The sequence below is a fragment of the Massilia sp. CFBP9026 genome (assembly GCF_034045165.1).
Classification (GTDB): domain Bacteria; phylum Pseudomonadota; class Gammaproteobacteria; order Burkholderiales; family Burkholderiaceae_D; genus Telluria; species Telluria arenae.
Genome location: NZ_JAXCWH010000003.1, coordinates 393,712 through 415,250, shown reverse-complemented (window position 1 = coordinate 415,250; position 21,539 = coordinate 393,712). Strand labels below are relative to the sequence as shown.

18 protein-coding genes are annotated in these 21,539 nt (G+C 59.5%); 9 read left to right on the top strand and 9 right to left on the bottom strand.

The window, feature by feature from the left end; translation table 11 throughout:
* Positions 1-52 precede the first annotated feature (52 nt).
* The 8 genes from SOM28_RS10215 to SOM28_RS10180 all read left to right on the top strand — a co-directional run bounded on the left by SOM28_RS10215 (position 53) and on the right by SOM28_RS10180 (position 9,199).
* Complete coding sequence (locus tag SOM28_RS10215) at positions 53-1,885, top strand: glycosyltransferase family 9 protein (protein WP_320468033.1); 1,833 nt, start codon at positions 53-55, stop codon at positions 1,883-1,885.
* Positions 1,882-2,868, top strand: coding sequence for a hypothetical protein (locus tag SOM28_RS10210; protein ID WP_320468032.1), 987 nt, complete (start codon positions 1,882-1,884; stop codon positions 2,866-2,868). Before SOM28_RS10215 ends, SOM28_RS10210 begins: the two co-directional genes overlap by 4 nt.
* Positions 2,869-2,975: 107 nt before the next feature.
* Positions 2,976-3,992 carry a hypothetical protein gene (locus SOM28_RS10205; protein ID WP_320468031.1) on the top strand — a complete coding sequence of 339 codons (1,017 nt, stop codon included), beginning with the start codon at positions 2,976-2,978 and terminating at the stop codon, positions 3,990-3,992.
* Positions 3,993-4,098: 106 nt separating this feature from the next.
* On the top strand, positions 4,099-5,097 hold the full coding sequence (locus tag SOM28_RS10200) for a hypothetical protein (protein ID WP_320468030.1): 999 nt from the start codon (positions 4,099-4,101) through the stop codon (positions 5,095-5,097).
* A gap of 8 nt (positions 5,098-5,105) precedes the next feature.
* The gene (gene gmhA / locus SOM28_RS10195; protein ID WP_320468029.1) at positions 5,106-5,663 is read left to right on the top strand and encodes a D-sedoheptulose 7-phosphate isomerase; all 558 of its coding nucleotides are present in this window, start codon (positions 5,106-5,108) and stop codon (positions 5,661-5,663) included.
* A gap of 33 nt (positions 5,664-5,696) precedes the next feature.
* The gene (gene hldE / locus SOM28_RS10190) at positions 5,697-7,157 is read left to right on the top strand and encodes a bifunctional D-glycero-beta-D-manno-heptose-7-phosphate kinase/D-glycero-beta-D-manno-heptose 1-phosphate adenylyltransferase HldE (RefSeq protein WP_320468028.1); all 1,461 of its coding nucleotides are present in this window, start codon (positions 5,697-5,699) and stop codon (positions 7,155-7,157) included.
* Entirely contained in the window at positions 7,154-8,119 is a 966-nt protein-coding gene (gene rfaD / locus SOM28_RS10185; protein WP_320468027.1) for an ADP-glyceromanno-heptose 6-epimerase, read from the top strand. The genes hldE and rfaD overlap by 4 nt, the downstream gene beginning before the upstream one ends.
* 27 nt (positions 8,120-8,146) lie before the next feature.
* On the top strand, positions 8,147-9,199 hold the full coding sequence (locus SOM28_RS10180; protein ID WP_320468026.1) for a phytanoyl-CoA dioxygenase family protein: 1,053 nt from the start codon (positions 8,147-8,149) through the stop codon (positions 9,197-9,199).
* Between the two features lie 236 nt (positions 9,200-9,435).
* On the opposite strand, the gene rfbC is transcribed toward SOM28_RS10180, so the two are convergent.
* The 7 genes from rfbC to SOM28_RS10145 form a co-directional block, all read right to left on the bottom strand.
* A complete protein-coding gene (rfbC, locus tag SOM28_RS10175; RefSeq protein ID WP_320468025.1) occupies positions 9,436-9,981 on the bottom strand; it encodes a dTDP-4-dehydrorhamnose 3,5-epimerase in 546 nt (181 codons plus the stop codon).
* Positions 9,981-10,862 carry a glucose-1-phosphate thymidylyltransferase RfbA gene (gene rfbA, locus SOM28_RS10170; RefSeq protein WP_320468024.1) on the bottom strand — a complete coding sequence of 294 codons (882 nt, stop codon included), beginning with the start codon at positions 10,860-10,862 and terminating at the stop codon, positions 9,981-9,983. The genes rfbC and rfbA overlap by 1 nt, the downstream gene beginning before the upstream one ends.
* Positions 10,859-11,776, bottom strand: a complete 918-nt coding sequence (gene rfbD / locus SOM28_RS10165) for a dTDP-4-dehydrorhamnose reductase (protein ID WP_320468023.1) — start codon at positions 11,774-11,776, stop codon at positions 10,859-10,861. The genes rfbA and rfbD overlap by 4 nt, the downstream gene beginning before the upstream one ends.
* Entirely contained in the window at positions 11,773-12,849 is a 1,077-nt protein-coding gene (gene rfbB / locus SOM28_RS10160) for a dTDP-glucose 4,6-dehydratase (protein ID WP_320468022.1), read from the bottom strand. The genes rfbD and rfbB overlap by 4 nt, the downstream gene beginning before the upstream one ends.
* A 252-nt stretch (positions 12,850-13,101) precedes the next feature.
* Positions 13,102-15,678, bottom strand: coding sequence for an EAL domain-containing protein (locus SOM28_RS10155; protein ID WP_320468021.1), 2,577 nt, complete (start codon positions 15,676-15,678; stop codon positions 13,102-13,104).
* Positions 15,679-15,892: 214 nt separating this feature from the next.
* Positions 15,893-17,155, bottom strand: coding sequence for a sensor histidine kinase (locus tag SOM28_RS10150; protein WP_320468020.1), 1,263 nt, complete (start codon positions 17,153-17,155; stop codon positions 15,893-15,895).
* Positions 17,152-18,711, bottom strand: a complete 1,560-nt coding sequence (locus SOM28_RS10145) for an ATPase domain-containing protein (protein ID WP_148043957.1) — start codon at positions 18,709-18,711, stop codon at positions 17,152-17,154. The genes SOM28_RS10150 and SOM28_RS10145 overlap by 4 nt, the downstream gene beginning before the upstream one ends.
* 231 nt (positions 18,712-18,942) lie before the next feature.
* On the opposite strand from SOM28_RS10145, the gene SOM28_RS10140 reads away from it, so the two are divergent.
* Positions 18,943-19,992 carry a M35 family metalloendopeptidase gene (locus tag SOM28_RS10140; RefSeq protein WP_320468019.1) on the top strand — a complete coding sequence of 350 codons (1,050 nt, stop codon included), beginning with the start codon at positions 18,943-18,945 and terminating at the stop codon, positions 19,990-19,992.
* 189 nt (positions 19,993-20,181) lie between these two features.
* Here the strand turns inward: SOM28_RS10140 and SOM28_RS10135 are convergent, their stop codons facing one another.
* Positions 20,182-20,685 (bottom strand): hypothetical protein, encoded by a 504-nt coding sequence (locus SOM28_RS10135; RefSeq protein WP_147936419.1) that lies wholly within the window; start codon positions 20,683-20,685, stop codon positions 20,182-20,184.
* A gap of 97 nt (positions 20,686-20,782) precedes the next feature.
* A complete protein-coding gene (gene motD / locus SOM28_RS10130; RefSeq protein WP_109346663.1) occupies positions 20,783-21,538 on the bottom strand; it encodes a flagellar motor protein MotD in 756 nt (251 codons plus the stop codon).
* Between the last annotated feature and the right edge of the window lies 1 nt (position 21,539).

Genomic DNA, 21,539 nt, shown 5'->3' with positions numbered 1-21,539 from the left:
GCGTTGGCATCGGCGCGACGCCCATGACTACAAACATAATGAAAAGAATCCAATGACTACGGAAATGCATCACAAATCGCTGATCGATACGCTAATCGCGCAAAATGCCACGCTGTCTGGTCGTGTCAGCCAACTCGAATCCGAAAACAGTTCCCTTCGCATCCAGCATGCCGGCTTCGAACGTTATTTCAACGAACACCGCCGCGATCTGTATCGCCGGCACCGAACCGCGCTGTACGGAATTACGGGCGAGCCCGCAGCCGGTAATATGGGAGACATCCCGACGCGGCGCGAAGCGTTCCTAAAGCTCGTCTCGGATATCCCAGGCTGCGATAGCCTGCAGGCGCTACATCCCCACAACGGAATGGGCTCTCGCTACCGCGTCCTGCTGTTGAGTGCGGGGGGTATGGGCGATTGCCTGATCCTTACCTACTTGGCAGCGCTGGTTCGCGCTTACCTCCCGGTAGATTACTTGGCGGTCGGTTTCGAATCGAAACAGGTCAAGGAGATCTTTGCCGACACCGCACTGGCGGACGCAGCGCTTTCACTCAACCATGAGACTCGGGATGCACTGTTCTCGGTAGCGACAGCAATCGATATCTTCGATATCGTGATCGACGTCCGCTATGCGGCAGTCGCATTCTTTCCGCCACAATCCCGTGTCCCGCTCGAGTATCAACTCACGGTGCGTAGCTTCAGCGAGCCGTGGTTCAAGTACAACCTCTTCGATTGGCCGCACCTCAACCACCATTTCGCGAATGCCGCGATGGAAGCCAAGCTCACCGCGTATTCGCTATTCCCACACTCGCTCGCGCTCGGCAACGTCCGTATGAGACCGGTCATGGACATCGAGCCAAGCTACTCTTCCGCGATCGATGAACTCCTGGCGTTCAAGAAGCCTATCGTATGCTTGGGCATCGGTAGTGATGCCAAGATGGCGAGCGACAAGGGCTTGTCGACAAAAACCATTCCGCTGGAAACTGTCATTGCGACAGCCGACGAACTCAACAAATTGGGATATCTGACCGTTCAACTCGGGATGTCCCATGAGCCCATGATCGGGAGTGTTGCGGTCGACATGCGTGGGCGCCTTGCCGTCCGCGAGTCCGCCGCGATCCTGAAATTAGCCGTCTGCTTCGTCGGTGTGGAGGGCGGCCTCGTGCATATGGCAAAAGCGGTGGGCACTCCGTCCGTCGTCTCCTTCGGTCCCACCCCCGCAGCGTTCTTCGGCTATGACGAAAACGTGAACATCAGCACCAATCAGTGTACGCCTTGCTGGTGGACTACGCGTGAATGGATGACGCGCTGCATCTCGCAGACCGAGCGGCACGGTTGCATGAAAGGGGTGAGTGCTGCCGATTTGATTGACGGCGTAAGGACCTTGCACAGCAGGCAGGTCCGCAAGCTTGAACTCACAATCGTGCCCGAGAAACAGCTCAGCTTCGATGCAGTTCCAAGTGACGGTTTTCCTGACATGGGCTCCATCTATCAGGACCTCCCTGAAAGTTCATTGCCGCATACAATCGTGTCGTCTTATGTCGATTACGCTGGCGATTCTGGTGTCCTTGTCCTGAAGAGGAACAATGTTCCCCATGCCCTGTCTATCAAGAACTATACCTTCGTCGATGGGTCCGACCTTCATCGACTGAAACTTCAGGTAACGAACGTGTCAAACATCCTTGACGCAGGAGGGGCAGGCACGATTGCCGTGGGTAGGCTCGAGGCGCAGAAGTTGAATGGCCTCTCGTCCGGCGCCATCGAGACTGCATTCCAAGAAATCATTTCGGCATTTACTGCGAAAGGCCACCCCTTCAAAGCTCTTAAACCGAAAAAGCTGTCATCTGATACCAACTACTACGTCACGATCAAGTGGGCGGCTGAATGAACGTCGCGCGATTGATGGAGGACCTAGTATCTTCTCTACAAGCTCAGCCGGAGGAAGTTCGTTCGAATTATTTCGATTCTAGTCTCACTCTTGCCTGCAATCTGATCACGAACACGAATTCCGGCGATCTCTCCGACGCTAACCTCATTGCCTATCTGGACCAAGAGTTCCTGAAAATGCTGCTTGGACGACGCTTCGGCACCAGTCCCTTGGGCCAAGGTATCCCTTTGCTCCTGCAAGGCTTATATTACCTGCGCACCAACGGCTCATCCCAGCTCAACGGGGATGTGGTCAATGCTTGCCTGCTAGATTTCTATAGGGCGGCGCTGCCCTTGGGAGACTGGGATGACCTGCTCGTTGAGGAGCGCCGCCCACACCCGACTGCCCGGAGACTGCTGGCGTATATTCGTCCGGATATCAGGCCCCAACTGCAAAGTGAACAAGATCGCAACGCTTGGCTGATCAGACATGGTTTTCAGGAGCTACCACTTTATCGGTCTCGACTGCGCCGTTATTTTGCGGAAGCGACCGGATACAAGGACTTCCAACTACAAAGCGGCGATATCGGCTATGCGTTTCATCAAATTTCCTCGTCCACACCACCGAAAGACCACGATCTTTTCCACCACGACCTGAGTTTCAGACGATGGATTTGCGTGCGCGGTGCGATGCTCATGTATAAGAAGAAGCCGTTCGAAAATCGCATTCATGATCTGCGCTGGTTAAACCAGAATACAACGCTAGCACTGCGTAACGTCTACTTGGGAAATGAAGGACGCGTGTTGCTTTCGCTGGGTGCTCTCGGCGGCACAGGCAGTTTCAAAGTAACGATTCATAGCGCAACGGATGACCAACAACGAACAGTTAATTTCGACAACGTCTCAGCATTATTATGTGAATTCCGCATACAGAAGTGGGTAGATACAATTCGCATCAGCATCGAATCCAGCGGAAACTATGTCGCCGATCTAGGGACGACTTAAAAAACGTATAACGTGATTTTCTAAAGAATCACGTATCCAGATTTTTCCCGTCACCCTTAAGTCAATCATTCTAGCCGCATACCAAACCCGCACCATGGAACGAAATAATGAATAGCTGCAATCGAATAAACTTTGAAGTTTTTAACAATTCGACCGAGCACCTCATTGTCGTGATGTCGCCGATGGAACTTCCGATCGATAAACTCCCCCATTACAAGGATGAGAATTTCGATAATTTCAGCCGAATATTGATCAATCCTGGCTCACGAAATTACTATAAAGACTGCGTTGCAGAAGTGCGGGATGCCATATCAACTGCGATAAAGGAGACCGGCGCTAAACACTTGGTTTTCTGCGGATCATCGATGGGCGCATTCGGGGCGATTTATATGGGCTCTCTATTCGTAGAGACCAAGTACATCGTCGCTTATGCACCGTTCATCCGCCTTGATCATCCTGGCACGTTATCGAAGTCATCTATCGATCCTGATTTTCTCATGGATGAAGATCGCAACTCTAGTGAATTGACAGAGAGATTAAAAAATACCAAGGCCAAAGTATTCCTTTTCTATCCCTGTATTGATGGACAAGATGGGGTAAAGATCGCTGAATCGGAAGCATTTAACGAGTGTGCGCATATCGCCAGATATTATCTGATGTGCGAACATAATATTCATCAGCACATAGGCTTACCAGCACTAGTAGCCGACCTCATAGATTCGGGCAAGGTTTCGACAGAAAAGATCGAACAACTGGCCGCCACTGAGGATGATAAGAAATTTTCGCAATACACCTATCAGTTCTATATTGCGGAGTTGGAAAACTCGAAGATAACATTTGAGTTCCCAAGCATGCCGCTGGAAAACACTAAAAACTGGTTGTATTTCTATTGGAAAGCCCGCTATCAAGCGAGGCAGGAGCAACATTGGGAGAGCCTATGCAACTATATGGTATCAATGTCGAATGGTGGCGATAATGTAGTGGAAACACACTTCTGCGTTGCTAACACACTCAAGACGCTTGGCTTGAAACACGCAGCACTCGGCTACTATCAGGAGGCCTTCAAGCGGTCTCCAATGAATAATCAGATCGCACTCATCATTAGCGATTTATTGACGGCATAACGCAAATGGTAGCCATCTGAACGACACGTGTAAGTTGCAATCAAATTAAGTTGAAGTACGCCAGAAGAGCGATTGCACGACCGTTCACAAGCGCTGTAGAGATCATATGAAAACCAAAGTCTACTCCGTACTCCGGCCCTGTGACTCAGACACGCTCGTCGTGATCTTAGCGCCGATGAACTTGCCAGCAACGCAACTTCCACACTACAGGAATTCGGAGATCATAAATGCCAGCAAACTCCTTATCAATCCGGCAAACTCAAACTTCTACCAAGACTGCGAAATAGAAGTTAAAGAGCTGATCTCCAGTTCACTGGTCACTACGCAGGCGAAAAAACTGATCATTTGCGGCAGCTCTATGGGGGGATACGGCGCCTTACTGTTCGGACCCCAGTTCAAGGAAACGATTGCATTGTTCTCGTACGCTCCGGCTTTTAGGCTGGATCATCCCTATTCCCGCTCGGCCTTACAGATGGAAGTAGAGCACCAGAATGGATCAGGGAGCGTGACTGAAGGTTTGGCGAGAACATCGGCTGATATACATCTGTTTTTTCCGTGCTTCGACCATCAAGATGGGGTCAACATCGCTGATGCATTGGCACTGACAGGGGATTATCCACATCTGGCGATCCACTACCTTAACTGTACGCACGATATCAATACCCATCTTCCATTACCTGAGTTGGTGAACTGGTATCTACAGACATCGCGAATTCCGGAAGACAAAATCGCTCCTTTGCGTGCTTCCTTATACGATGCCCGCATTGCAGCCTCGACGTATGCGCTCTATTGCCGGGAGAATGGAATTTCCGTAGATATCGAGTTCGACCATTACCCCACTGAAAGAACGGCGAATTGGCGATATTTTTATTGGAAAGCCCGCAATTTGGCAAAGATGCAGAAAATGTGGGAAAGCGTACATAACTTTATCGCAGCCATGGAAAAAGGTGGCCTAAGCGTCAGCGAAGTGCAGTTCTGCCTTGCGAATGCCTACAAGGACATAGGAATGACACAAGCCGCAGTTGGTCACTACCGGGAAGCCGACAGAATCAGGCCAAATGACCCAACCACGCTCTCAGCAATCGACGCTCTCACCAAACAATAACCTAGATCATGTTTAAAGAATCTCTACAGAATCACTTAGACGTTTTCAGCCGCCTACTCTCGATTGAACCCGAGCTGGACCGCGCGATTGAAATCATGTATGAGTCGTTGAAAAACGACGACAAACTGATGTTTTGCGGAAACGGTGGCTCTGCCGCCGACAGCCAACATCTGGCTGCAGAGTTTGTTGGGCGATACATTAACGATCGACCTCCAATCGCCGCAATTGCTCTTTCTACAGATACTTCAGCACTAACATGCATTAGTAATGACTATGGATATGAGCACGTGTTTTCCCGCCAAGTGAGCTCGCTCGGCCGCGCAGGCGACACGCTCATCGGCATATCCACCTCGGGCAATTCGGCCAACGTCATCCGTGCTGTAGAAGCAGCAAAACAGAGGGGTGTGCATACGGTCGCGCTGCTCGGTCGCGATGGCGGCGCGCTCAAGGACATGGTGGATGTAGCCATCGTAGTGCCATCGAACGTGACAGCGCATATTCAGGAAGCGCACATCTTCATTGGTCATCATTTTTGCTCGGCGCTCGAGCAAAAGCTTGGCTACTAATAATCTTAAGTATCGATAGAGGATTGGATTGTAATGGACTCAGGTAACGGACAACGTTTCCTTACGCGGATTCCCGATTTTTCGGGAGCCAAGCTATTAGTCGTCGGTGACGTCATGCTCGACAGCTACTGGCATGGGGTGACTAACCGAATTTCTCCCGAGGCACCTGTCCCAGTGGTAAAAATCGATCAGGAAGAAGTCCGGGTCGGCGGTGCGGGCAACGTAGCGCTCAATGTGGCGTCCCTTGGCGCATCTTCGTCCCTGATCGGACTGGTCGGCGGAGATGCCGCAGCCGACCAGTTGCGTGCGCTGCTGTCGGCCGCGAACGTCGAGCCGCTGCTGCAGGAGGTACCCGGGTCCAGAACCATCACTAAGCTTCGTATCGTCTCGAAACATCAGCAGTTGATCCGTGCCGACTTCGAAGATAATTTCCCGCACTGGGACACGGGCAGAATGCTTGCGGAATACCAGGACCGACTGGCCGATGTCGACGTGGTCCTTCTGTCGGACTACAAGAAGGGGGCATTACGCCACTGCCCGGAGCTGATTCGTGCTGCAAAGACTCTCGGCAAGGCAGTGGTCGTGGATCCAAAGGGATCCGATTTCTACCAGTACCGCGGTGCCACCGTCATCACGCCCAATATGTCCGAGTTCGAAGCCGTTGTCGGGCCATGCCAAAACGACGAGGAAATCGTCCAGCGTGGCACCGAGCTGCGTGACAAACTTGAATTGGATGCGGTCCTGATTACGCGAAGCGAGAAAGGCATGACCTTGCTGGCCCGCGGGCACGAACCATTTCACCTGCCAACGCGTGCACAGGAGGTTTTCGATGTTACCGGCGCCGGCGATACGGTCGTTGCGACCCTGGGCGCCGCCTTGGGCGCGGGCCTATCCTTGCATGAAGCCGTCATACTGTCGAATATGGCCGCAGGCATTGTGGTGGCCAAGCTGGGTACGGCGACGGTCTCGGTCAAAGAGCTGCAGAATGCCCTACATTCTGGCGCGCCGGAATACAGTGAAAAAGGCCTTGTATCTGAAGAGCGCCTCATTCGCGCAGTCCGTGCAGCCCGCGCACGCGGAGAACGCATCGTGATGACGAACGGCTGTTTCGATATGCTACATCCTGGCCATCTCGACTACCTGGAAGAAGCGCGCATGCTGGGCGACCGGCTGATTGTTGCGATCAATGACGATGCATCGATTACCCGCATCAAGGGGCATGAGCGTCCGGTAAACAGCATCGACATCAGGGCACGGATGCTAGCCGGCCTGGCATCCATCGACTGGGTAGTGCCATTTTCGGAAGATACCCCCGCGCGGCTGATTGGCGCTGTCCTGCCGGATATTCTGGTCAAGGGTGGCGACTATACCGTGGATCAGGTGGCAGGGGCGGAAGCCGTACGCAACTCAGGGGGGCTCGTACAGATCCTTGGTTTGACGGAGGGGCATTCGACGAGTGCGCTCATCGAACGCATCCGGAGGGGCGCAGAATGATCATCGTCACTGGCGGCGCCGGTCTTGTCGGCAGCAACATTATCGCGGCACTCAACGCACGTGGGATCAGCAATATTCTGGTGGTCGATCACCTGAAAAATGGCCGCAAGATGATCAATCTTGCCGACCTCAACTTTATCGACTATATGGACAGGGAGGACTTCATCGCGCGCCTGCGGTCGGGCCATTCGTTCGGCAAGGTGGAGGCTGTCTTTCACGAAGGCGCGTGCTCGGCCACTACTGAATGGGATGGGCAGTTCATCATGCGCAACAATTTTGAATATTCAAAAGAATTGCTGCATTGGTGTCAGCGACAAAACGCACAGTTTCTCTACGCTTCGTCGGCCTCAGTCTATGGGTTGGCCGAACACGGGTTCAGCGAAAATCGGGAATGCGAGATGCCGATCAATATGTACGCTTTCTCGAAATTCCAGTTCGACCAGTACGTCCGGTCGCTGAAAAATGAGCTGAAACGGCAAGTCGTCGGCCTGCGCTATTTCAACGTGTATGGTCCGCGCGAGTCGCACAAAGGGTCGATGTCCAGCACGCCATTCCATTTCAACAATCAGATCGTCGCAAACGGCGTTGCGCGCCTCTTCAGTGGCGCCGATGGGATCGGTGATGGCTTGCAGCAGAGAGATTTCGTTTATGTCGAGGACTGCGTCGCGGTGAACCTCTGGTTCTTCGACAACCCACAGCGCAGCGGTATATTCAACCTTGGTACCGGTATGGCGCGCACCTTCAACGACGTCGCCAGAGCGGTCATCGCCTGGCACGGTCGGGGCCACATCGAGTACATTCCGTTCCCCGAACATCTGAAAGGTGTGTACCAGAGCTACACGCAGGCCGACATTCGCAATCTACGTGCAGCTGGTTACGACAAATCCTTTCACACGATCGAGGAAGGGGTTACAAAATACATGGCTTGGCTCAATCGAGCTTCGCAGGCTTCGGCCATCTAAACACGGTCTGCTCCTGTGACAGCGCATATGACTACTACCCCCCTTCCCGGCGTTCCACATGTCGAGTCGCCTTTCTTCTCGCGCATCTTCAGTGCGCCTGACATGGACGAGGAAACCCGCCGTATCGCCTTCGACCTGTCCGTCAAAGGCTACGCCGTGCTCGAGTTCCCCGACGTCGCTTTCGCCGGAATGACCGACAGGATCAAGGCGAACCTGCACGCCCACTACGACTTCGACGGCTGGCGCACCCACGGCCACCCAGCCGGCATCAGCCTGCGCGTGCAGGACGCCTGGTCCTTCGACGAGAACGTCAAACGCATCGCCTGCAACGAGCATATCATCGCGCTGCTTTCGCGCCTCTACGGCCGCCAGGCCTGGCCCTTTCAGACGCTGAACTTCCCGGTCGGCACCCAGCAGCACTTCCATACCGATTCGATCCACTTCAGCTCAAGTCCCGAGCGCTTCATGTGCGGTGTCTGGGTGGCGATGGAAGACATCGACGAGACCAACGGTCCGCTGATGTATTTCCCCGGTAGCCACCGCTGGCCAATTTATACGAATGAGCACATCGGCACTTGCGTCGCCGAGCTGGAAGGCACGCCGACGCAGGCGATCTACGAGGCGATGTGGCGCGACCTGGTGGAAGCGCATGGCGTGGAGCCGCAGTATTTTCATGCCAAGAAGGGACAGGCCCTGATCTGGGCCGCGAACCTGATGCACGGCGGGACGAAGCAGCGCGACCCGGCGCGCACCCGCTGGTCGCAAGTCACCCACTACTTCTTTGACGACTGCGCCTACTACACGCCGATGATGTCCGATCCCTTCTACGGCAGCATTGCGTTCCGAGCGCTCACCAACATCGTGACCGGAGAACCTGTCCCCAACCGTATCGCTGGGCACGATGTGCCTGCGCGCTTCATCGAAGCAACGACGCCGGGTCAGGTGAAATGGCGGGAGGAAGAAGCGTTCGATCCACAGTTGTACCTGCTCGCCAATCCGGACGTGGCGGCAGCCGGAATCGATCCAGCCCAGCACTATCTGCAGCACGGCATTCAAGAAAAGCGCCGACTCCGTCCCTGAGCACTATCTTGGTATGGCACTGGATGGAAAACAGGTCGGCTTGCCGACGAGAGATAGTCTGCCATAGCAGAGCCCATAGCCATGTCATCCCTCCCAGACCCCGTTAGCCAGCGTGATCTCGATGATGTTCATCTAGTTGTAATCCGCCGCGATCACTTTCCAGTTGCCGGCCGTGAGCGTGCCGCGATTGGCCAACGTGTCGATCTGCCCGACCGGCTTGCCAATGAAGGTAAGGCTTAGTCGAAGGTTTCTGCGGTCTTGAGCAGCAAGCCACAACCATCCTTGGCCGACAACATCGGCGCGTGGCCGATCGGCCAATCGACGTTGATGGCTGGATCATTCCAGGCGATGCAGCGTTCGTGCTCGGGCGCGTAGTAATCTGTTGTCTTGTAGACGAATTCAGCGGATTCGGACAGCACTAAGAAACCGTGAGCAAACCCTTCAGGAACCCACATCTGCGCCTTGTTCTCAGCGCTCAGGACCTCGCCCACCCATTGTCCGAACGTCGGCGACGAGCGACGCAAATCCACCGCTACGTCAAAGACGCTGCCGGCGACGACCCGCACCAGCTTGCCCTGCGGCTGGCGAATCTGGTAATGCAGACCGCGCAGCACGTTATGAGCCGATTTCGAATGGTTGTCCTGCACGAAGGTCACCGACCGGCCGACTGCCTCCTCGAACCGGGCTTGATGAAAGCTCTCGTAGAAAAATCCACGCTCATCACCAAACACGCGAGGTTCGATACGCAGGACGTCAGGAATGGCCAAGCGGGTAATCTGCATTAAAACACCGTTTCTTTCAAAACACGCATCAGGTATTGGCCATATCCGTTCTTCTTCATCGGATCAGCCAGTTTTTCGAGCTGACCAGCGTCGATCCACCCCTTGCGGAAAGCAATCTCTTCCGGACATGCCACTTTCAACCCCTGCCGACGCTCGATCGTCGCGATGAACTGGCTTGCGTCGAGCAGTGACTCGTGGGTACCTGTATCGAGCCAGGCGTAACCGCGTCGCATGATCTCAACGTGCAGCTTGCCCGTTTCCAGATAGAGGCGGTTCAGGTCCGTGATCTCGAGTTCTCCGCGCGCGGACGGCTTGAGCGTGCGAGCCATCTGCGACACGTTCTCATCGTAAAAATACAAGCCCGTCACAGCGTAGTTCGAACGCGGCGCCGCCGGCTTTTCGTCCAGGCTCACGGCCTTGCCTTCACGATCGAATTCAATGACCCCATACCGTTCCGGATCCTGCACGTGATAGGCAAAGACGGTCGCGCAATCGGTCCGCGCATTCGCACTGTCGAGCAAGATGTTGAGGTTGTGCCCGTAGAACAGGTTGTCGCCCAGGACCAGCGCCGAGGGAGAGTTATCGAGGAATCGCTCGCCGATCAGGAAAGCCTGCGCCAGTCCGTCCGGCGACGCCTGCTCGGCATACGACAGATTCAGGCCCCAACGCGCGCCGTCCCCCAGCAATTGCTGAAAACGCGGCGTATCCTGCGGCGTCGAAATAATCAGGATGTCGCGAATCCCACCCAGCATCAGTGTGCTCAGCGGGTAGTAAATCATCGGCTTGTCAAACACCGGCAACAACTGCTTCGAGATCGCCAGCGTGGCCGGATGCAGCCGGGTGCCGCTGCCGCCGGCGAGAATGATGCCCTTGCGTTTCACGGGTTCGCTCCTAGGTTTCCTTGCGCCGACAATTCGGCGATCATGCGGTTCACGTGGTAGCGCCAGTCTGGCAGCACCAGGCCGAAAGTCGCGCAGAATTTGCTGCAATCCATGCGCGAGTTAGCCGGCCGCACAGCTGGCGTCGGAAATGCGCTCGAAGCGATCGGCTGCACCGACTCGGGCCCTGCCTTCAAGATTGCGCCATGTTCCTGCGCCTGCGCCAGCACGTGCCGCGCATAGGCATGCCACGTGGTGGCCCCACTTGCAGCCAGGTGATAGGTGCCGGACAGAGCGAGCGCCTCCGGCCCCAAGACCGCGATGCGATGCAAAGCCAGTGCCGTGACATCGGCCAGCAGTTCCGCGCCAGTCGGTGCGCCATGCTGGTCGGCCACCACGCTCAGGGTTTCGCGCTCCTTCGCCAGGCGCAGCATGGTCTTGGCAAAATTGCCGCCGCGCGTGGCGAATACCCAGCTCGTGCGCAGGATCAGATGCATGGCGCCGCTGGCGCGAATCCGCTCCTCGCCCTCGTACTTGGTACGGCCATACACCGACAACGGATTGACGGCATCGGTCTCGACCCAAGCGCCCTCTTTCGAGCCGTCGAACACGTAATCGGTCGAATAATGCACCAGCCACGCGCCGAGGGCGGCGGCCTCTTCAGCCAGCACGCCGGGAGCAACCGCGTTGCAAGCGTGCGCGGCAAGCTGGTCGCTTTCGGCCTTGTCCACCGCGGTATAAGCCGCCGCGTTCACGATGACGTCGGGCGCAACATCGCGTACCAGCGCGCGCAGCGACGTGGGATCGTCGAAATCGGCTTCACTGCGGCCATACGCAAGCAATTCGCCCAGCGGCGCCAGCGCACGCTGCAACTCCCAGCCAAGCTGGCCATCCTTGCCGAGCAACAGAATCTTCATGCGGCTGGCCGCCCGTCGGCATATTGCCGGTCGATCCACTCCCGGTAGCCGCCACTGGTCACGTTGCGCACCCACTCCCCGTTGGCCAGATACCACTCGACGGTCTTGCGGATGCCGGTCTCGAAGGTTTCGGCCGGACTCCAGCCCAGCTCGCGCTCCAGCTTCCCGGCGTCGATCGCGTAACGACGGTCGTGGCCGGGACGGTCCTTCACGAAGGTCATCTGCGACGCATACGATTCGCCATCGGCACGCGGGCGCAGTTCATCGAGGATCGCGCACAAGGTGCGCACCACGTCGATATTCGCCTTCTCGTTGCAACCGCCGACGTTATAGGTCTCGCCCAGCCTCCCCTCGGCCAGCACGCGGCGGATGGCGCTGCAGTGGTCGGTCACATACAGCCAGTCGCGGATCTGCTGGCCATCGCCATAGATCGGCAGCGGCTTGCCGGCCAGCGCGTTGTGGATCACCAGCGGAATCAGCTTCTCCGGGAAGTGGAAAGGTCCGTAGTTATTGGAGCAGTTGGTTGTCACGACCGGCAAGCCATAGGTGTGGTGGTAGGCGCGCACCAGGTGGTCGGACGCCGCCTTGCTGGCGGAATACGGGCTGTTCGGTTCGTAGCGATTCTGCTCGTCGAATGCCGGCGCATCGCTCGACAACGAGCCGTACACCTCGTCCGTGGACACGTGCAGGAAGCGAAACGCCGAACGCGCGTCCGCCTCCAGGCTGCCCCAGTAAGCGCGCACTGCTTCCAGCAAATTGAAGGTGCCGACGATGTTGGTCTGGATGAAGGCCCCGGGACCTTCGATCGAACGGTCGACGTGGCTCTCGGCCGCAAAGTTCAGTACCGCGCGAACGTGGTGTTCGGCCAGCAGGCGGCCCACCAGGGCGCCGTCGCCGATGTCGCCACGCACGAAATGGTGGCGCGGGTTGTCTTCAAGACTGGCGAGGTTCTGGAGATTGCCTGCGTAAGTCAGCTTGTCGAGGTTGACGACTGGCTCGTCATGCTGCGCCAGCCAGTCGATGACGAAGTTCGAGCCGATGAAGCCCGCTCCGCCCGTCACGAGGATGGTCATTCCTGCGATTCCTGGTAGATGTGTAGAGATCGGCAGCGCCAGGGCGCATACCCGAGCCCGAAGATTACCGTGACATTTTCGGCGCGATCTGGCCGGATTGTCAATGTGACGGCGGCGTAGATAAAAGTGCCGGTGCGGAGATCCGACTATCGGATATCACCGTATTGACGATGAATCAGTCCGCCCTGCCGCTACAGGACATAAGCATAACAAATGCCGGCTGCATGAAAATACGCGGATTCCCACTCGGGTTCACGCCGCCTCCGCCGCCTTCAACAACGCCTCGATCCCCTGCGGCTCCACCGGCCTGCTGAAACAATACCCCTGCATCTGATCACACCCATGCTCGTGCAAGAAGGCCAGCTGCTCCGACGTCTCCACTCCTTCCGCGATCACGTTCAGCTTCATCGAATGCGCCAGCGCGATCACCGCGTTGACGATCGCGGCGTCGTCCGCATCCTGGGTCAGGTCGCTCACGAAGGAGCGGTCGATCTTGAGGCTGTGGATCGGGAAGCGTTTCAAACTGGCCAGGCTCGAATACCCGGTCCCGAAATCGTCGATCGCCAGCTGCACGCCCATGTTCGCCAGCCTGGCCATGGTCTCGGCGGCGGCGGCCGGGTTCTGCATCAATACGCTCTCGGTGATCTCCAGCGTCAGCCAGCGCGGATCGCAGCCGGTTTTCGCCAGCAGCGCGGCCACGCGCTGGGCCACGTCCTGGCCCAGGAACTGGCGCGCCGACAGGTTCACGCTCACGCGCACCGGCGGCAGGCCACGGCGCAGCCAGGCCACCTGCTGCGCCATCGCGGTCTCGAGCACCCATTCGCCGATCGGGACGATCAGCCCGGTCTCTTCGGCCAGCGGGATGAAGTCGGACGGCGCCACCATCGGCCGGCCGTGCGGCTTCCAGCGCAGCAGCGCTTCCACGCCGCTCACGTTGCCGGTTGCGATGTCGACCACCGGCTGGTAGTGCAGCAGGAACTCCTGGCGCTGCAGCGCGCGTTGCAGCGCGCCTTCCATGCGCAGGTGCTCCACCGACTGGGCGCCCATGTCGGCCACGTAGAAACTGTAGTGGTTGCCGCCCGAGCCCTTCGACTGGTACATGGCGCTGTCGGCGCACTTGAGCAGGGTCGCCGCGTCCAGGCCGTCGCGCGGGTACATCGAGATGCCGATCGAGCCGGTCGGAAAGACCTCCTGGCTGCACAGCAGCAGCGGCTGGAACAGGTTATCCAGCAGCTTCTGCGCCACCTTGGCCGCATCGCCCTCCCCGGCCAGCTCGGGCAGCACCACCACGAATTCGTCACCGCCCTGGCGCGCCACCGTGTCGCTCTCGCGCAGGCTGCTCGCCAGGCGGCGCGCGATCTCGACGATCATCTTGTCGCCGGCGTCGTGGCCCAGGCTGTCGTTGACGTGCTTGAAGCGGTCCAGGTCGATGAACATCACCGCCACCTGCGTGCTGGCGCGGTGGGCGTGCACGATGGCTTGCGCCAGGCGGTCCTGCAGCAGCACCCGGTTCGGCAGGCCGGTCAGCGCGTCGTGGTTAGCCATGCGCAGCAAGGCCTCCTCGGCGCTCTTGCGGCGCGAGATGTCCTCGACCACCGAGATGAAGCGCTGGTTGCCATTGGCGTCGCGCATCATGGAGACGCTGATGTTCACCCAGATCGGCGTGCCGTCGCGCCGCAGCAGGCGCCGCTCGCGCTGGTAGTCGCCGATTTCTCCGGCGCGCAGGCGTTTGACCAGCGCCAGCTCGTCGGGCAAGTCGTCTTCGTAGGTCAGTTGCTGGAAGAAGCGCTGCAGCAGCTCTACTTCGCTATAGCCCAGGATCTGCGCCATCTTGCGGTTGACGCGCAGCAGGCGTCCGTCGGGGCCCAGCAGCACGATACCCACCGCCGCCTGGCTGAAGGTGAGCCGGAAGAATTCCTCGCTCTCCTGCAGGCGCAGGCGCGCCTTGCGGCGGAAGGTGATGTCCTGGCCGATCAACAGCAGCATGTGGCCGCCGGCCTGTTGGGTGCGGCGGATGTTGAACTCCACGTAGCGCACGCCGTCTGCGCGGCCGTCCAGCGTCACCAGCACGTTGTCTTGCGGGGTGCCGGTGCGCAGCGCCTCGTCGACGCGCGCCGCCAGCTCGGCGTCGGGCAGCCATTCCTCGAGCGGGCGCCCGGCCGCCGCGGCTTCTTCGGGCGCGCCGATCAGGTCGGCCATCGTGCGGTTCATCGAGCGCACCTTGCGATCGGCGTCCACCACCACCAGGCCGGCCGGCATGCCGTCGATGACTTGCTCCAGATAGTCGCGGTTCTGGCGCACATTGCGCTGGTCGGCGTGGGCATAGGTGTCCAGCGCCAGCCCCATGTCGAAGCAGACCACCTTCAGCACCGCATCCCAGGCCTCGATGAAGCGCGCCGGGTCGTGGTGCAGCTTCTGCCACAGCATGCTGGATAGTTCAGAGAGGTATTTGCGGTAGGCGCCGATATACCATTTCGGGTCCAGCCCGATGCGCTGGTGGGCCGCGCCCACGCGCAGGCGCTCGTGGATGTAGGCCGGGCCGTAGTCGCCGGACGTCAGGCTGCTGAAGTAAGCCGCTTGCGCGCGGCGCAGGCGCGCCGTGGTGTCGGCGTCGCCCAGCAGCTCACGCATGCGCGGGAAGGCCAGCAAATGCTCGTAGAAGCTGTCCGAAAAGGTATCGCGCTCCTGTTCCAGCAACGCGTGCACTTCGCGCAAGACGGCGGCGTCGCGCCCGCCGAACTGCAGGAAACCTTTTCGCGCCGCGATTTCCTCTTCATCCAGACCGATCTCGCGCGCCAGGGCGTCGATCAATTCCCCGCTTTCCCTCATGCAAACCTCCACCGGCGCGATGGGGGCGACACCGTCCGGTACCTGCGGGATTCAAACTGGATCGTCATGGGGCAAGACTCGGTCGACGCACATTACCAAGATTGATGATTTATGAAAATTTCACTTGCATGATAGCAAGTTCATTGCCCCGAGTCGCGACTCCTTTATCTGCTGTTGTTTATTGGTCCCTGAAGCGTCAGTTCAATAAACCAGGTTAAGAACCGGGCGACGGCGGCGACCCGGCATGGGTCGGGTCCGCTTGCGGCAGGAAGACGATGAAACTCGAGCCACGGCCCGGGCCGGCGCTTTCGACGCTGATCGATCCCTCGTGCAGCTCCACGATACGGCGGACGATATACAGTCCCAGGCCCAGGCCGCTTGAGTTGGCATGGGTCTGCAGGGTAAATGCCCCGAATACATGCGGCAGGTCGTGGGCGGCGATGCCATGGCCGCTGTCATTCACACGGATGCGCACCCCATCGGCGGCGCCCGTGATCAGAACCTCGATCGCACCGCCTTCGTCGGTAAACTTGATCGCATTGAGGATCAGGTTCCACAACACTTGCTGCAACCGGCGCGGGTCGGCAAGCACCTGGAAACGGTCGCCGAAATCGGCCGGCGTGACCTTGAACGCGATGCGCTTGTCGTGCGCTTTCGCCTCGATGGTCGATACCGCCTCGCGCACGATCCGGCCCAGCGATACCGGGATGCGCTCGATCGACATGGTGCCGGTGAGCGTGCGGGCGGCGTCGATCAGGTCCTCGACCATGGCGGCTTCCTGGCGTACATGCACCCGCATCGCCGTCAACGCCGCGGTCAGTGCCGGCGGCGGATCCTGCATGGTCTTGAGCAGCAGGTCGATGCGCAGCGCCAGCGCCGAAAGCGGGGTGCGCATTTCGTGCGAAACGGTGGCCAGGAACAGGTCGCGTGTCTGGCTGACGCGCTGGAGCTCGTCGATCGTGTCGCGTTGGCGATCGAGCGAATCGGCCAGCGTGCGCAGCAGTGCGCGGAAGGTGGCCAGGCGTCCCGCAGCCAGCGGCGCCTCCAGCCGCACTTCGTTCCACAATGCCTGGCCAGGCAGCTTCAATAGCCTGGCCAGTCGTTCGCATGCCATGGGAGAACTGAAATCGCTCCAGCGCCAGCCGAATACCACCGCACCGTAGCGCTGTCCCGCGCGGGTCAATGGCAGGCCGCAGACGCGCATGCCGTGAAACTCTTCCTCGGCATAGTCGACCGGGCCGTTCAGCGCCGCGACAATCCGCTGCTCGACGGCTGAACCCGGCCCATCCTCGTTCCACAGGCACGATGTACCCAGCAGGCGTGCCGTTTGCGAGCCCAGCATCGGTCCGATCTGGCGCCCTCCCCCAATGTCGTAGGCCGACACCACCATGCCGCTAGCCTGGCAGAACTGCAGCAACGGTGCCTGCCATTCGCTCCAGTCGAGCTGTTTCGAGAAGGATTGGGCGATGCGAATCACGTCGGATCTTCGACCGCCTGCGCCACCGATGACGGTAGCGCCTCGCCTTGGGCGACGGCGACCTCGATGGCGGGACTGTGGCGTGTAGGCGAGCGTGACAACAGGCTGGAATAGGCAGAAAACGGCAGTTGCGGGACCGCATTGGCATTGTGGGCATCCGACGCGTCATCTTCGAGCAGTGCCACCCCGCCGGTTGCGATGATGTATTCGCGGGTAACTTGCTGGATGCGGCTGCCGCGCACCTTCGGAATCGCGATCGCACGGCGCAATACCGTCGAGATCTCGACGTAGCTCAGCAGGATGATATTGTCGACCAGGTGCGATCCCTTGAGTTCTTCGCTGATCTGCGACACCCCCAGCAATTCCGGACTCTCATAGTTGAAGAACACCGTAGCCAGCCGGTTCTTGAAATAGGTTGCCACCGCATACAGGAAATCGGCCACCTCATGGCGGCTGGCCAGCTCGTACACGGCGACCGAGTCGAACACGATGCAGTCGATGCCTTCGCGCTCGACCAGGCTGGTGACGTAGTCGAAGTGCACGTCCAGCTCCAGTTCGAGCGGCGATTCGTATAGCAGGAACAATTCACCGCGGTCGATCATGCCCTGCAGGTCGAAGCCGAGCGATGCGGCATTGCGGATCAGTTGGCGTGGATGTTCGTCGAGCGTGACCAGCAGGGTCTTGCGGCCGGCCTGGGCTGCCGCGGTCAGGAACTGCACCGACAGCACGGTCTTGCCGGTTCCCGAAATCCCGCTCACCATGGTCACCGAGCCTTCGTACAGGCCGCCGTCCATCAGGACGTCGATGGCGGGAGCGCCGGTCGAGATGCGCTGGTTCGAGGTCGGCTGGTCGTCGAGCAGCTTGGGGCGCGACTGTGCGCGACGATATACATGCACGCCCTGATGCGCCTCGATGCGCATGGTGTGGCTGCCACCGATGAAATCCTGGCCGCGCGACTTGGCGACCGTCAGGCGGCGCTCGACCCGCCGCTTGTGCTCCTCGCGGCGCAGTTCGATGATGGTGTCGAACACGAAGCGTTCATGCGCCGGCGTTGCCAGCGACTCGTCGCGTTCGGCCGTGACCATGGTGGTCACGCCGAGCCGGTTGAGGCCTTCGATCAGGACATGGACGTCTTCGCGGAATGGTAGGTCATGCACCTCGGCATACAGGCGCATCGGTGTCAGGCCATCAATCAGCAGGCGCTTGGCGCCCATCCCGCGCAGCGCATCGGCGAACACGCCGTCGCCGTTGCGGAACTCGGACAGCAGCACGGCGGGGCTGGTCTGGATGATCTTGATCTTTCCGGCATCGATCTGCTTTTGCAGATCCCAGTCGAAGCCTGCCGCATCACGCAGCAGCTTCTCCGAATCGAGTTCGAACGACACGATCACGCCGGGCTCGTCATACTGCTCGGCGCCCGCATGGATGAAACCTAGGCCGAGCGTCGTCTTGCCCGAGCCTGGCGGGCCTTCGACGATCAGGTTGTTATGACGCGGAATGCCGCCAAGAAGGATTTCATCGAGTCCTGCGATACCGGTTCTGATCAGCGTGCCCACATTGATACCTTCGCTAAAATGTTGTTGCTGAGTTAAATCAAAGAGACAGTCTAGCAGTTGCCGCGCGTGTCCGTTGACATGCGTTCGAGAACGATCGCAGGGGCCGGTACGCCGCTCGTCTTTCTCATGAATGGTGCGCAAGCGCTTCGATGTGCAGCCTTGTAGTAGCGCAATGTCCGTAACAAATATCAGAGGGAAAGTGCTTGATGTATATCTCTTAGGGAAACCATCATGCCGCTATCACCCCAGCTGCTACAGATTGCCACTGCGGTACTCGGCTGTGCCATCTCGGCCAGCGCCGCAGCCAACGTCGAGGTTGCCGTAACCCCACTGCAACCGACGGTCGACCGCGGCGACGATGTGCTCGTGCGTGTCGTCATGACCAACACATCGGCCACGGCGCAGCACCTGCTGCGCTGGCGCACGCCGCTCGACGGGGTCGAATCCCCCCTGTTCGAGGTGCGGCGCGACGGCCAGCCGGTGCGCTACCTCGGCCGGCAGATCAAGCGCGCGGCGCCCGGCCCGTCGGACTACGTGCGCCTGGAGCCCGGCGCCTCGCTCAGCAAGACGGTGGAGCTGTCGCGGCTGTACGAGATGAGCGTGACCGGCAGCTACACGATCCGCTACCACAGCGCGGCCATGCCGGCGCCGGGCGCCGGTGTCCAGGCGGTGGTCGGCGAGCTGGTCTCGAAACCGGTCAGCATCTGGGTCGACGGTCGCCTGCCGCGCGGCGCCAAGCCGGCCGGCATGGCGCCGGAACCGGGCGCCGCCGGCCTGAGCTACGCCAACTGCTCGAACGCCCAGCAGGAGCAGTTGGTGACGGCGATGGATGCGGGACGGGCGATGACGGGCGACAGCCATGCCTATCTCACCTCGGGCAAGCAGTATGGCGAGCGCTACACCACGTGGTTCGGCGCGCTCGACGCCGCGCGCGGCGCCAAGGTCACCAGCAATTTCACGGCCATCAAGGATGCGTTCGAGAACAAGCCAGTCAAGATCGATTGCGATTGCGACGAGCCGTATTTCGCCTATGTGTATCCGGCGCGGCCGTACACCGTGTGGGTGTGCAGGGCGTTCTGGGCCGCCGCCGTGACCGGCACCGATTCGCGCGGCGGCACCCTGCTGCATGAGCTCAGCCATTTCAACGTGGTGGCGGCGACCGACGACCACGTGTACGGCCAGGCCGGCGCCGCCGAGCTGGCGCGCGAGGCGCCGGAGCGGGCGATCAATAACGCCGATTCACATGAGTATTTTGGGGAGAATACGCCGGTACAGCAGTGAGGGTCGGGCGTCGGAAGATTGCTGGCGCTGGCAATGGCCAACAACACCAGCACGTCGTTCCCGCGCAGGCGGGAACCTAAGTTATTAGCGCTGCGTTAGCGCATGCAAAATTAGGTTCCCGCCTGCGCGGGAACGACGTTTTTAGGCTAACAATAGAACAGTGTCGCGATCGGCCGACGCGGTCACCGTTCAACGCTGCGTAAACGAAAACTTCACCGGAATCGCCGGACTGCTCTTGATACTGGCCGCATCGAGCTTGCCCAGGCTACTCAGCCACGGCCCCGCATAGCGGATCTCGTAGCTGTGCTGCCCCGGCTTGAAGGCATAGGCTTCGGTAATGTCGATCGTGTTCAGGTGCGTGGTCTGAGGCTTGACCTCGAGGTAGTCGGCCGGGCCGGGCGCGGCGCGCTTGACCATGCGGCCCGTATAGGCCACTTCTTCTCCGGGCGTGCGCAGGTTGAAGCGCGGGGCGGACAGATCGTCGCCCAGGGCGATCTCGCGCGGGATCCATACCGACTGGTCGCCGCGGTTCTCGATCAGCACCCGCACCTTGACCGACTTGGCGCCGGTCTCGACTTCAAGCCGGTGATGCACGTTCACCTTGGCCTCCACGGCCTTGACCGCGCCGGCCAGGCCGCCCAGCGCCAGCAACGTCGCCAGCACAGCTGCCGGCATGCTTCGTTTGACATGCATCTTGCCTCCTTCCGGGACGGGGCCACCTCGGTTTACCAACGCGCCGCCGCAAACGCGGCAATCGCCTTTCGATTATGACACGAGTTGGAGTGACAGTTCAGGGCAGTATGTTACCGCCTGTTTCAGGCAGCGCCGCCAGGATGGTCACCGCCACCCGCCGGTTGCGGGTTTGCCCGGCGATGTCCGTGTTCGGCGCCACCGGCCGCGTGTCGGCAAACCCGATCGCCGACAGGCGCGCGGGCGGCAGGCCGTTGTCGATGAACAGCCGCACCACGCTCGATGCGCGCGCGGTCGACAGTTCCCAGTTCGATGGATACACGGGGCTGGCGATCGGCACGTCGTCGGTATGGCCCTCGACCTCGATGCGGTGGGTATCGTCCTTCAAGAGGCCCGCCACGGCGCCCAGCACTTCGCGCGCTTCAGGGTCGAGCAAGGCCTGGCCCTGCTCGAACAGCACGCTGGCATTGATCTCCACGCTGATGCCGCGCGCATTCTGGGTCACCCGCACCTGGCCCGACTTCACCAGAGGCAGCAGGGTCGCCGACAGCTCGCGCGCCATCACGCCCATGCGCTCCTGCTCGCGGCGGGCGGCCTCGTTGCGCTTGCGGTTGATGATGTGCGACAGCGGCAGCACCGGCTCGACATTGGTATTGACCTGGGTCGCCGCGCCGCGTCCACCAAAGGCGTCGCCCAGCGCGTCCGACAGCACCTGGTACTTGCCCTCGTTGACGATGGAGATCGCATACATCACCACGAAGAAGGCGAACAGCAAGGTGATCAGGTCGGCGTAGGAGATCAGCCAGCGCTCGTGGTGCTCTTGCGGGACGTCGTCGTCGTAGCGCTTGCGGGCCATG